Origin of the sequence: Oribacterium sp. P6A1, assembly GCF_000702885.1 — a bacterium.
GTDB lineage: Bacteria > Bacillota > Clostridia > Lachnospirales > Lachnospiraceae > Oribacterium.
In genome coordinates this window covers 225,958-237,881 of the sequence record NZ_JNKO01000001.1, presented here as the reverse complement: position 1 = coordinate 237,881, position 11,924 = coordinate 225,958, and the positions used below count along the sequence as shown (strand labels likewise).

Genomic DNA, 11,924 nt, shown 5'->3' with positions numbered 1-11,924 from the left:
GAGGATGATAATGCTTAATCAAGATAATGCAGAAAAACCTGTAAAGCTCATAGAGAGAAAGCTTGCTTACAAAGGCAAGGTCATCACTGTTTATGATGATTATGTGGATGTGGGGGGACATAAGACCCACTGGGATTTCATTCATCATATGGGAGCTGCGGCAGTGCTTCCTGTACTTCCGGACGGTCGTATACTTATGGTAAGACAGTACAGACACGCACTCGGACGGTATACACTGGAACTTCCTGCGGGAAAGAGAGATGCAGAGGATGAGTCCTTTGAGGTCTGCGCCATGAGAGAGCTTGAAGAGGAGACAGGATACAAGACAGATCATCTTGAGTTTCTTCTTTATGTGAATACCACCATTGCTTTTCTTGATGAAAAGATAGGTATATATGTTGCGGAAAATCTGGAGAAGGGCAATGCACACTGGGATGAGGATGAAGAACTTGGTGTGGAACCCTGGAAGCTGGAAGATCTGAAACAGCTTATTTATGAAGGTAAAATGACCGATGGAAAAACTGTAGCAGCTATCATGACCTATGCTGCAAAGTACAACAAGTAAGCCCTGTATATAAGTACCTGAGAGAACCGGTACAGGGCAGAGACATTATCAAAGAAACAATGGGCAGATGTTCCCAAACAGAGAGGATAAAAAAATGAAGAGAGAAAAATTAGAAGACTATGTTTTGACCATTCCCGATTTCCCGGAGCCGGGCATCATGTTCAGAGATGTCACATCCATTCTTCAGGATCCTGACGGATTTAAGGATTCCATCGACGGGCTTCTCGATGCATTAAAGGGTGTGGAATTCGACGTGGTAATGGGACTTGAGTCACGAGGATTTATTTTCGGAACTCCTGTTGCTTATGCACTTGGAAAGAGCTTTGTACCTGTTCGTAAAAAGGGCAAGCTTCCAAGAGAGACAGTTTCCGCGAAGTATGATCTTGAGTACGGCCAGGCTGAGATCGAGATCCATAAGGATGCCATCAAGCCGGGGGATAAGGTTGTTATCATCGATGACCTCATTGCTACAGGAGGAACTCTTGAGGCCTGCTGCAAGCTTGTTGAGCAGCTTGGGGGCGAGGTGGCTGAAATAGCTGTTGTCATGGAGCTTGCAGGTCTTTGCGGCCGTAAGAAGCTTGAGGGATACAATGTTAAGTCACTTATAACCTACGAAGGAAAATAACAGGACAAATTAAATGGGACAGGAATTAACCAAGTCGGATGTTCGAAGGATACAGGAAGAAATCGACCACAGAAAGCTGGTGCTAAGACCTCAGATTACCAGGGAGATCGCAGAGGCGGCAGCTCAGGGAGACCGTTCCGAGAACTTCGAATACTATGCGGCAAAAAAAGCAAATCGAGAGAATAACGGACGCATCAACTATCTTGAGAGAGTTCTCAGGTTTGCGCGTATCATAGATGATTCTTCAAAGGATGATGAAGTAGGACTCAACAATACAGTCACATTGTACTTTGAGGAGGATGACGAGGAAGAGGTATATCGTATAGTTACGTCTATCCGCGGACATAGTCTCGAAGGTCTTATTTCCAACGAATCCCCTATAGGAAGAGCGGTTATGGGACATAAGGTGGGGGACAGATGCGAGGTTACCACTGAGAACGGACAGAGCTACTATGTAGTCATCAGAAAAATCGAGAACACCGGTGAGTCGGAGGATGATTATATCAAGTCCTTCTGATTAATCAGATCAGAAAAAATTATATGTATAGTTTCTATTGAAGAAGATATACGATATAACAGAAACCGTCCGATGAAAGGAATCAAAAGATGCCTTTTATCGGACGGTTTCCTTATGGAGAAGATTGATTACGCAAGTACCCTTAAATCGGATATGATGTTGTTTTCTGAATTATCACTGTCCATGGGGAGTGAAAGACTGGAGTGCGCGTACAGATAATTGATAAGCTCTTTTCTGCGTATGATGCCGATGAAATGACCCATGTCATCCACTACGGGAACAAAATTCTGATTTGATGCACGTTCCATAAGATCTTCCATGGAAGCGTCTACATATACAGGGTTGTAATGATTCTTCATGGGTATGTCGGATACCTTTACTTTTTCAAGTGAGCTTAAATTCATGTTTAAATCATTTTTTATTTCGTAAAGCAGATCCCCCTCTGTCATAGTTCCGAAGTATTTTCCGTCCTTTGTAAGGATGGGAATTGTGGAATAGCGATGAAACTCCATTTTTTCCAGAGCCTGTCGCAATGTATAGTCTTCCTCAAGATAAGCTACATCACATTTGGGTGTAAGGAAGAATAAAATATTCATTTGTAATGCCTCCAAATTTAAAAAACATTTTCGACCTCTGATATAATAGCATATTCTGCATAAAACATCTTCTCGAAAAACATAATTGATTATTAAAATTTACTAAAACAAATCCGGAGAAAAATTAAGATAATTTATAGGAAAAAAACAGTCGAAAAAACATAGTAGGGAACGTATTTCAGGTAAAGACATAGGTTTTGACAATATTTATTTCCGATAGTAAAATTAAGGTTTGAATTGGAAAAACGGGTTTAGGCTTAAGCAGAGAACCATAGGGGAAAAATAATATGACAGAAGAAGTAATCCTGGAGAGACCGGAAGATAATACTCCGCCGGAACAATTATATAAGAGTCTGATAGATACCATCACATCCTATCATCCGTCAGACGATCTCAGTATGATTGAGAAGGCCTACAGAGTTGCAAAAGAACAGCATAAGGACCAGAAACGAAAGTCGGGTGAACCGTATATCATTCACCCTCTTTGTGTTGCCATAATCCTTGCTGATCTTCAGATGGATAAGGAAACTATAGTAGGCGGTCTTCTTCATGATGTAGTTGAAGATACAGGTATGACTCTTGATGAAGTTTCACAGGAGTTCAATCCTGATGTTGCCCTTCTTGTGGACGGCGTTACAAAGCTGACCCAGTTGAACCTGAATACCGACAAGGTGGAGATGCAGGCTGAGAACCTTCGTAAGATGTTTGTTTCCATGGCGAAGGACATACGTGTCATCATCATAAAGCTGGCTGATCGTTTGCATAATCTTAGAACACTGGAGTATCAGACTCCGGAGAAGCAGAGGGAAAAAGCCAGAGAGTCACTGGAGATTTATTCGCCCCTTGCCGAGCGTCTCGGTATCAGTAAGATAAAGATAGAGATGGATGACCTTTCTCTTAAGTATCTTGAGCCGGATGTTTACTATGATCTTGCGGCCAAGGTAAACCTTAAGAAGGAAGCCAGAGAAGAGCGTATCAGAAACATTGTCAAAGAAGTTTCTTCACATATTACGGAAGCAGGAATCGATGCGGACATCAACGGCCGTGTCAAGCATTTCTTCTCCATATATAAGAAGATGGTAAATCAGAACAAGACCATCGATCAGATCTACGATCTTTTTGCCATCAGAATAATCGTTGATACAGTGAGAGACTGCTATGCGTCTCTGGGCGTAATACATAAGATGTATACGCCTATTCCGGGACGTTTCAAGGACTATATCGCTATGCCTAAGCCGAATATGTACCAGTCCCTTCATACCACTGTTATCGGCCGGGACGGCGTGCCTTTTGAGATTCAGATCCGTACTTTCGAGATGCACCGTACAGCCGAGTTTGGTATCGCGGCCCACTGGAAGTACAAGGAATCCGGCGGATCTAAGGAAAATGCTTCCCAGAATGAAGATGTAAAGATGAACTGGCTTCATGAGATCCTTGAGTGGCAGAAGGATGAGTCCGACTCCAAGGAATTCATGAACATGGTCAAGTCAGACCTTAACCTTTTCAATGAAAATGTTTACTGCTTTACTCCGTCAGGTGATGTAAAGAATCTCCCTGCCGGGTCCTGCCCCATTGATTTTGCCTATGCAATTCATTCGGCAGTAGGTAATAAGATGGTGGGTGCCAAGGTTAATTCGAAGCTTGTGCCGGTTACATATAAACTGCAGAACGGTGACCGTGTTGAGGTCATTACTTCACAGAATTCCCATGGACCGAGCCGTGACTGGCTTAAGATATGTAAGTCCACTCAGGCAAAGAACAAAATAAACCAGTGGTTCAAGCATGAGCAGAAGGATGAAAACATTGACCATGGAAAGGACCTTCTTTCAAGCTATGCGAAGTCCAGAGGATATAATTTAAGTGAACTTACGAAGCCTGAGTATATCGAGGGAGTCATCAGAAGATACAGCTATGTGGACTGGGAGGCAATTCTTGCTTCTGTGGGTCGAGGCGGTATCAAGGAGTCGCAGGTTATCGCGAAGCTCATAGAGCTTAAGCACAAGTCCGAAGAGACAACTGTATCCGATGAGGATGTTCTTCAGAATCTTGAAGGCATGACCAAGAAACCGGAGATCATTCGTAAGTCAAAGTCCGGAATCGTTGTTAAGGGTATACACGACCTTGCTGTTCGTTACGCAAAGTGCTGTTCACCTGTACCGGGAGACGAAATTGTGGGCTTCGTTACAAGAGGACGCGGAATAACCATACACCGTACCGATTGTATAAATATGATGAATCTGCCTGAGGATGAAAAGGCACGACTTATTGAGGCTGAGTGGCAGTCCGACATCGCAGGAGAGACTTATTCCACAGAGCTTGAGATATTTACCAACAACAGAGTCGGTCTTCTTGTGGATATCTCAAAGATGTTTACGGATTCGAATATCGATATCAAGGCTTTGACTTCAAGAGTCGGTAAGAATGACAAGGCTACCATTACGGTTTCCTTCGATATACATAACAAGACAGAACTTCAGACTCTTGTCAGCAAGATACATAAGATAGCAGGAGTTGTGGATATCGTAAGAGCACAGGGATGATGTTTTATTTGGAGCTTTACGGAAAATGTGGTTTTTGCAGATCCCGGATATAGAGCCCCTAAGAATTGTTATCGGAGATGAAATGTTAAAAATATCAAAATATGCAGCGGGAATGCTGGAGACCAATGTCTATTTCTGTTATGACAATGATACGCATGAATGCGTTATCATCGATCCTGCCGACAACGGGGATCATATCATAAACATCGCAGAAAATGAACTATCTGTAAGACCAGTGGCTGTACTGCTTACGCATGCTCACTTTGATCATATGAAAGCAGCGGGAGAAGTTTCCGGACATTTCGGCATAAAGATATATGTCAATGCTTTGGACGCTGATATGATGACTGACCCTGAAGCAAATCTCAGCCTGAACTTCACAGGTTCAGAGGTTTCCTATGGAAGAGAAGAATTTGAGACCTTTACAGATTCCGGGAGCTTAAATTATCTTGGACGAAACTGGAAGGTCATAGGAACTCCCGGACATACCAAAGGTTCTTCCTGCTTTTATATAGAGGATGGACTTTCATATATACCGAATGGTGCAAGCGAAGAGAAGACTGTACCGGTGCTTTTTTCCGGAGATACTCTTTTCCGATGCTCCCATGGGAGAACGGATTTTCAGGGTGGCTCACAGAGGGAGATAACATCGAGCATAAGAGATAAAATCCTTACTCTTCCGGCAGAAACTTCTGTTTTTCCCGGACATGGTCCACAGACAAGTATAGGTATCGAAAGAACCTATAATCCTTTGGCAAGAGGATATGATTTCATTTGATAATGATTTGAGTGTATATTTTTTCTGGTTTATACGCATGTTTGCGTGTGAACCAGACTTTTTTATAAGAGGTAAAGATGATAAGACTGATTTTAGACAAGGCTTCCGAAAGCTTTGAACAGGATATAAGAGAGCTTGTTCAGGAATTCTATCCGGGAGAGGATTTCGAAATCCGGAGTTCTGAAGGAATTCATTTTACAAATACGACTCAGGAAGAGAAGAATGCTTTGAAGCAGGCCAAGGCCTCAGGGGAAGTGACTGCGGTTAATAAAAAGTCAACAAAGAACAAAGCAAAGATGGCTCAGGAGGTGACCCCTGAGGGAGCTTCCGAGGAAAAGATAAGACTGACTCTGGAAATATCGGCTTCGGAAATGCCGCTTACAGGCGTAAGGAAAAACGACAAATCAATAATCAAGGCTGAACTATACGATACTCTTGTGGGTATGACCGGAAAGGAGCTTCCATGGGGTGATCTTACAGGTATAAGACCGGTTTCTCTGGTCAGTCCCATGGTGGAGGCTCTGGGAGAGAGAAATATTTCCGAAGATGATATAAAAAACATAAAGGAAGCATTGACAGCGGAGTACTGCATAAAAGGAGAGAAGCTTGACCTCATGACTGATGTGGCAGTCAGGGAGCATCATATTCTTAACCGTATATTTGAGAAAACAGGAAGAACCTACAAAGAGGGATGGAGTTTGTATATCGGAATCCCCTTCTGTCCCACCAGATGTCTGTACTGTTCTTTCCTTAGCAACACCATAGATCTCTGGGAGAAGCGTCTTTCGGAGTATATGGATAATCTTCGTAAAGAAATAAGGTTTACGGTATCAGAGCTTTGCGGAAGACAGAAAAAGCCGCTTCAGACTATCTATATCGGTGGCGGAACTCCCACTTCCCTTGATGAAAAGTGGCTTCAGGTTCTGATGGATATAGTTCATGAAGAGTGTGGAAACGGAATAGTTGAGTTTACTGTTGAGGCCGGAAGGCCGGATTCCATAACAAAAGAAAAGCTTCTGATTCTTAAGAATTCCGGGGTGGACAGAATTTCTGTAAATCCCCAGACTTTTAATCAGAAGACTCTTGATCTCATAGGCAGAAAGCACAGTGTTGATTCTGTTATAGAAAAATATCTTCTTGCCAGGGAAGTGGGATTTGAGAACATAAATATGGATATAATTCTGGGACTCCCGGGAGAGAAGCTCCCGGAGGTAACACATACCCTCTGCGAAATTGCCAGGTATAAGCCTGACAGCCTTACTGTTCACAGTCTTGCCATTAAAAGGGCCGCGCGTCTTACTCTGGAAAGAGATTTCTGGGCTGGAGTTTACCGTGCCGGGGATGAGAATGAGATAGTTCAGGAGACAAGACTTCAGGAAGAGGCATTGGCAGCAGGTATGAGAGGAAATGGCGAAGCTGCCGGGAAGGATAAGGAACTTTGTTTCAGATATCCTGAAATAACCCGTATGATGATGGCTTCTGCATATACTGCAGGGATATTGAATCTGAAACCGTATTATCTCTACCGTCAGAAAAATATGGCAGGGAATCTCGAAAATGTGGGTTACTGCGAAGAAGGCAAGGAATGTCTCTACAATATCCTTATGATGGAGGAGAAGCATACGGTGGTGGGCTGCGGTGCCGGTACCAGCACAAAGGTAGTTCTTCCCTCAAAGGACGGGGATCCTACGCATAAACGCGTGGAGAGATGTGATAACGGGAAGTCTATTCCGGAATATCTTGATAACATTGACAGATTTATAGATAGAAAGAAACAACTTTTTTCTTTATGAGAATTTATGCAGAAAAATTCGTCAATAAATGTAATAAAAAAATATGTATAGTGTGACAGTTTTGTGATTGGTAAAACAGTATGATGATGTCATAATAAATCAGAACGGACTAAGTAATATATTTAGATTGTGATAGGAGTTTATGACGATTCGATTCGTTAGCTTGTCTTTAAAGATCGGAGGGCAGGGAGATGAAGATAGCGGAGACCAACATCATAGCAGCTTTTTTATTACAAATGAAAAATGAGCACAGGACACCCTTTGTGAACGTGGGTATACTGGTTGATTTTTCCAGGTACCTTGACAGAATTTCAAAAAGAAGAGGTTTTGATTACGAATTTACAACGAACAGAAAGGCTCTGATCAATGCGGTAGTGGCTACTCCCAGATATTTCCACATCATGAAGGTTCACAATGAAACCATAGGAACTGAGACATTTATTCAGCTTAATTACGATGCGAGTTCCGAAAGACTTTATGAAAGCTGTATAGGACCATGCGAGTTTGATATAAGGAGAATTATGAGTCAGGGTGCTGAGGACTATATAAATCAGCTGGCAAAGATTGAAAAGTCAACTGCCGGAATAGAGATGGGCATGTGCAGCTGAAGCCGGATATTACGGACCGGAAGATCAGAAGAGTATTTAGTACTTATAGTTACAGTTATGTGAAGAACATGCAGAAGGGGTATGTTTTAGTTAGGGGAATTGCGGTAAGAGAAAAATCTTACCGCGATTTTTTTTGCTCAATTTATGAGGACAGAATTTTATCAATAAAATTATTAAAAATATTTTTGTGAAATATTTACAAAGCTGTGCATATATATACAGGTATTCCGACTGTAATGTATAAAATGTCTATTTTTATTGCAAAGCTTCGGAAGTACGGATATACTTTATCCCTGCAAAGTAATAAATTAGGAGATATAAACAAAATGAATAACGAATTTAAGCCTTACATCCCTGCGGATAAGGTGATTCCTGAGATGACACCCACATCCATAATCATGGGTCTCATCCTGGCTGTTATATTTGGTGCTGCTAACGCATATCTGGGTCTCAGAGTAGGTATGACAGTATCTGCCTCAATTCCCGCTGCTGTTATTTCAATGGCAGTAATCAGAGTTATCATGCAGAAGGATTCGGTTCTTGAAAGCAACATGGTTCAGACTGTAGGTTCTGCAGGTGAATCACTTGCTGCCGGTGCTATTTTCACCATGCCGGCACTCTTTATCTGGGCAAAGGAAGGAGTGATGGATAAGCCTTCACTCATTGCCATCACGGTTATTGCTCTTTTTGGAGGACTTTTGGGAGTATTCTTCATGGTTCCTCTTCGTAATGCACTTATCGTTCAGGAGCACGGAGTTCTTCCTTATCCGGAAGGAACAGCCTGTGCAGAGGTCCTTCTTGCCGGTGAGGAAGGGGGTTCTTCCGCAAAGTCAGTATTCATCGGTATGGGACTCGGAGCTCTTGTAAAGTTTGTGGTTGACGGTCTCATGGCAGTACAGAGTGTTTTTGTACTTAAGCTTGAAGCTCTCAAAACAGAGTTTGCAGCAGAGGTTTATCCTGCACTTATTTCCGTTGGCTACATCTGCGGACCACGCATCTCTGCGTACATGTTTGCCGGTGGTATCCTCGGATGGTTCGTTCTTATTCCTGCCATTGTAACTTTTGGCGGTGACATAGTCATGTATCCGGCAAGTGTTTCGGTTAGTGAGCTCTATGCGTCAAGCGGCGCATCTGCAATCTGGTCAAATTACATTAAGTATATCGGTGCCGGTGCCGTTGCATCAGCGGGTATCATCAGTCTTATCAAGACACTTCCGCTTATAGTCAGGACTTTTGTGGACTCTATAAAGAGCATTTCAAAGGCAGGACAGGTTTCCTTCGAGCGTACAGCCCTTGATATGGATATCCGTTTTGTACTTGGTGGTATCGCTGCCATCATTGTTGCCATCTGGCTTACACCTGCTGTGCCTGTTACCTTCCTTGGAGCACTTCTTATAGTAGTATTCGGATTCTTTTTCAGTGCAGTTTCGTCAAGAATGGTTGGACTGGTAGGAAGTTCCAACAACCCTGTTTCAGGTATGACCATCGCAACTATCCTTATTGCAACAATCTGCCTTAAGGTATCTGGTGATGTTGGAGTACACGGTATGCAGGGTGCCATAGCCATCGGTTCTGTTATCTGTATAGCTGCATGTATGGCCGGTGATACATCACAGGATTTAAAGACCGGATATATCCTTGGTGCAACACCTAAAAAGCAGCAGATCGGAGAGATTCTCGGAGTTGTTGCCTCAGCTCTTGCCATCGGCGGAGTTATGATCCTTCTTGATAATGCTTACGGATTTGGTTCAGACAAACTTGCTGCTCCTCAGGCAACCATGATGAAGATGATTATCGAAGGTGTTATGAACGGAAACCTTCCATGGTCACTCATTTTCATTGGTGCATTTATCTCTATTACAGTTGAGATTCTCGGAATCGCTGCACTTCCTGTATCAATAGGACTTTATCTTCCTCTTGAGCTTTCATCCACCATCATGCTTGGAGGACTTATCAAGCTGTTTGCTGATAAGAAGTTCGGTGCCGAGAATGGCGAGTCAGGAAAGGGAATTCTTTTCTGTTCAGGACTTATCGCAGGAGAAGGTATAGTAGGTGTGCTTCTTGCGGTACTCACTGTTGCGGAACTCACTGAGAAGATGGACCTTAGCGCTGTTATTCCAACAGGAAACCTTCAGGCGCTTATCCTTATAGTTATTGTTTCTGCAGCTGTTCTTAAGGCTGCAATTGGAAATAGGAAATGAATAACAAAGATAATTTCTTAGATTACATATTTGAGATAAACAGTGACCTCAACTGGACGATTTCTTCGTCCGGTGAGGTCATTGTTGAAATGGAGAACAAGGGGTTTACCAACAGGATAGCCCAGAAGTTTTTTAAAAAGCCTGCAGTATCCCACATTCATCTTCAGGGTATGGGAAATTTCATATTCGGATGCGTAGACGGCAAAAGAAGCGTGTTTGAAATCGGTACTTTGCTGAAGGAAGAGTATGGAGACCAGGCGGAACCGCTTTATGAGAGACTCTGTCTATATATGAAGCAGTTACAGAATACAGGATTTATAATAAAGATCGGTATCAAAGAGAAGGAATAAAAAACTTTGATTAAATCCATAGCCTGATAATTAAAAAAATGTACATTTGTGACAAAGATGAATTAAAAAATAATAAAGTTCTCAAAAACACTTCCATTTTCATGTAAAAGGCTTATACTATGTCAAACGGTTAATTTGAAACCTTATTCTTTTATATTAATTTATTAATTCAAGAAAGGCTTTAAAAACGATGAATACTAAGTCAGTAAGTGATGAAATGGTCAGGAATAACAATCTTGTATGTGTAACAGATTGTGAAACAGGCGATAAGATGAGATTCCTTGTTAAGGGATTCAACAATCCATTCTACGGACATGAGATCGGAAATCGTGTCAGGGTTGGAGTGAGCAATTATCTCATAGATGGAATCATTGCCAACTGATCCAGAATTCTATAGGAAATTTTATACTTTACCCTCCGGACATGAAGTCCGGAGGGATTTTTGACTTCTTGACACGTTACACATGACTCATGGCAGATTCTGAAGCATCGGAATATAACACCAGCCATGTGGAAGGAAATACAAATGGGCAGGTATTTTCAGAGAACACAAAAGGACGCATTTTGCGGCCTTGTATTTTAAAGCTTCAAGTGGTATCTTATAGAACGTTGCTCTAAAAAAGGAATATGTTCCTTCGTGAACATTCAAATGATAATAAATTCTAAAGGAGAAAAATATGAAGAATAAAGGTGTTTTATTTGTGGCACAGGCCGGTCTGATTGCAGCCCTGTATGTGACATTGACCTATGTTTTTGCCGCTATTTCATTCGGAGAGGTTCAGCTTCGTATAGCGGAGGCTCTTACCATATTGCCCATGTTCACCCCGGCTGCCATTCCCGGTCTGTTCGTAGGATGTATAATCGGCAACGCTATGGGAGGCGCAGTTCTTCCGGATATTATTTGCGGAAGTCTTGCCACATTGGTGGGAGCTTTCGGTACATGGATGCTCAGAAAGAAGTCTCCGCTTATCGCCTGTCTTCCTCCCATCATTGCCAATATGATAGTGGTACCTTTTGTGCTTCGTTATGCCTATGCAGTAACTCTTCCTATATGGTTTATGGCGCTTACAGTCGGCGCCGGAGAAGTCCTGGGCTGCGGCATACTTGGTTGTGTTCTGTATTTCGCTCTCATCAAGCACAGAGCTTTTATTTTCAGACCGGAGATGGGTGAGAATTCCTGATTATATTAATATAAATATTTTACAGTGATTCCTTTGGGATAAAGATAGTATCGTATACATTCTTTATCCCAAAGGAATTTTTTTTACACATAAATATCTTTATGATGCTTTTACAAATCCTTTATATTGCCGATTACCCATATATAGAATACGGGTTAGTGGTTTTGTGA

At 42.2% G+C, this 11,924-nt stretch carries 12 protein-coding genes; 11 read left to right on the top strand and 1 reads right to left on the bottom strand.

The window, feature by feature from the left end; translation table 11 throughout:
- Positions 1-10: 10 nt before the first annotated feature.
- The 3 genes from T515_RS00980 to T515_RS00970 all read left to right on the top strand — a co-directional run bounded on the left by T515_RS00980 (position 11) and on the right by T515_RS00970 (position 1,707).
- Positions 11-565 carry an NUDIX hydrolase gene (locus T515_RS00980; RefSeq protein ID WP_242839299.1) on the top strand — a complete coding sequence of 185 codons (555 nt, stop codon included), beginning with the start codon at positions 11-13 and terminating at the stop codon, positions 563-565.
- Between the two features lie 94 nt (positions 566-659).
- Positions 660-1,190: an adenine phosphoribosyltransferase gene (locus T515_RS00975; RefSeq protein ID WP_036606505.1), complete on the top strand. Its 531-nt coding sequence runs from the start codon at positions 660-662 to the stop codon at positions 1,188-1,190.
- A gap of 13 nt (positions 1,191-1,203) precedes the next feature.
- Positions 1,204-1,707, top strand: a complete 504-nt coding sequence (locus tag T515_RS00970; protein ID WP_036606503.1) for a GreA/GreB family elongation factor — start codon at positions 1,204-1,206, stop codon at positions 1,705-1,707.
- Between the two features lie 128 nt (positions 1,708-1,835).
- Here T515_RS00970 and T515_RS00965 read toward each other — a convergent pair whose 3' ends face one another.
- A complete protein-coding gene (locus T515_RS00965) occupies positions 1,836-2,303 on the bottom strand; it encodes a CBS domain-containing protein (protein ID WP_036606501.1) in 468 nt (155 codons plus the stop codon).
- Between the two features lie 287 nt (positions 2,304-2,590).
- On the opposite strand from T515_RS00965, the gene T515_RS00960 reads away from it, so the two are divergent.
- The 8 genes from T515_RS00960 to T515_RS00925 all read left to right on the top strand — a co-directional run bounded on the left by T515_RS00960 (position 2,591) and on the right by T515_RS00925 (position 11,754).
- Positions 2,591-4,843, top strand: coding sequence for a RelA/SpoT family protein (locus T515_RS00960; RefSeq protein ID WP_036606499.1), 2,253 nt, complete (start codon positions 2,591-2,593; stop codon positions 4,841-4,843).
- 82 nt (positions 4,844-4,925) lie between these two features.
- Positions 4,926-5,621, top strand: coding sequence for an MBL fold metallo-hydrolase (locus T515_RS00955; protein WP_036606682.1), 696 nt, complete (start codon positions 4,926-4,928; stop codon positions 5,619-5,621).
- A 77-nt stretch (positions 5,622-5,698) separates the two neighbouring features.
- On the top strand, positions 5,699-7,414 hold the full coding sequence (gene hemZ / locus T515_RS00950; RefSeq protein WP_036606497.1) for a coproporphyrinogen dehydrogenase HemZ: 1,716 nt from the start codon (positions 5,699-5,701) through the stop codon (positions 7,412-7,414).
- 191 nt (positions 7,415-7,605) lie between these two features.
- On the top strand, positions 7,606-8,022 hold the full coding sequence (locus T515_RS00945; protein WP_036606495.1) for a hypothetical protein: 417 nt from the start codon (positions 7,606-7,608) through the stop codon (positions 8,020-8,022).
- A 326-nt stretch (positions 8,023-8,348) separates the two neighbouring features.
- A complete protein-coding gene (locus T515_RS00940; RefSeq protein WP_036606493.1) occupies positions 8,349-10,223 on the top strand; it encodes an OPT family oligopeptide transporter in 1,875 nt (624 codons plus the stop codon).
- Positions 10,220-10,573 carry a PqqD family protein gene (locus tag T515_RS00935; RefSeq protein WP_036606492.1) on the top strand — a complete coding sequence of 118 codons (354 nt, stop codon included), beginning with the start codon at positions 10,220-10,222 and terminating at the stop codon, positions 10,571-10,573. Before T515_RS00940 ends, T515_RS00935 begins: the two co-directional genes overlap by 4 nt.
- Positions 10,574-10,763: 190 nt before the next feature.
- Positions 10,764-10,955, top strand: a complete 192-nt coding sequence (locus T515_RS00930; RefSeq protein ID WP_036606490.1) for a hypothetical protein — start codon at positions 10,764-10,766, stop codon at positions 10,953-10,955.
- A gap of 295 nt (positions 10,956-11,250) precedes the next feature.
- A complete protein-coding gene (locus T515_RS00925; RefSeq protein ID WP_036606488.1) occupies positions 11,251-11,754 on the top strand; it encodes a QueT transporter family protein in 504 nt (167 codons plus the stop codon).
- Positions 11,755-11,924: the final 170 nt, after the last annotated feature.

What these genes read in the sequence shown, in the direction of transcription:
- hemZ (WP_036606497.1), top strand. Translation starts at nt 5,699, where the DNA reads ATGATAAGACTGATTTTAGACAAGGCTTCCGAAAGCTTTGAACAGGAT.
- T515_RS00945 (WP_036606495.1), top strand. Translation starts at nt 7,606, where the DNA reads ATGAAGATAGCGGAGACCAACATCATAGCAGCTTTTTTATTACAAATG.
- T515_RS00925 (WP_036606488.1), top strand. Translation starts at nt 11,251, where the DNA reads ATGAAGAATAAAGGTGTTTTATTTGTGGCACAGGCCGGTCTGATTGCA.
- T515_RS00955 (WP_036606682.1), top strand. Translation starts at nt 4,926, where the DNA reads ATGTTAAAAATATCAAAATATGCAGCGGGAATGCTGGAGACCAATGTC.
- T515_RS00940 (WP_036606493.1), top strand. Translation starts at nt 8,349, where the DNA reads ATGAATAACGAATTTAAGCCTTACATCCCTGCGGATAAGGTGATTCCT.
- T515_RS00930 (WP_036606490.1), top strand. Translation starts at nt 10,764, where the DNA reads ATGAATACTAAGTCAGTAAGTGATGAAATGGTCAGGAATAACAATCTT.
- T515_RS00960 (WP_036606499.1), top strand. Translation starts at nt 2,591, where the DNA reads ATGACAGAAGAAGTAATCCTGGAGAGACCGGAAGATAATACTCCGCCG.
- T515_RS00965 (WP_036606501.1), bottom strand. Translation starts at nt 2,303, where the DNA reads ATGAATATTTTATTCTTCCTTACACCCAAATGTGATGTAGCTTATCTT.
- T515_RS00975 (WP_036606505.1), top strand. Translation starts at nt 660, where the DNA reads ATGAAGAGAGAAAAATTAGAAGACTATGTTTTGACCATTCCCGATTTC.
- T515_RS00980 (WP_242839299.1), top strand. Translation starts at nt 11, where the DNA reads ATGCTTAATCAAGATAATGCAGAAAAACCTGTAAAGCTCATAGAGAGA.
- T515_RS00935 (WP_036606492.1), top strand. Translation starts at nt 10,220, where the DNA reads ATGAATAACAAAGATAATTTCTTAGATTACATATTTGAGATAAACAGT.
- T515_RS00970 (WP_036606503.1), top strand. Translation starts at nt 1,204, where the DNA reads ATGGGACAGGAATTAACCAAGTCGGATGTTCGAAGGATACAGGAAGAA.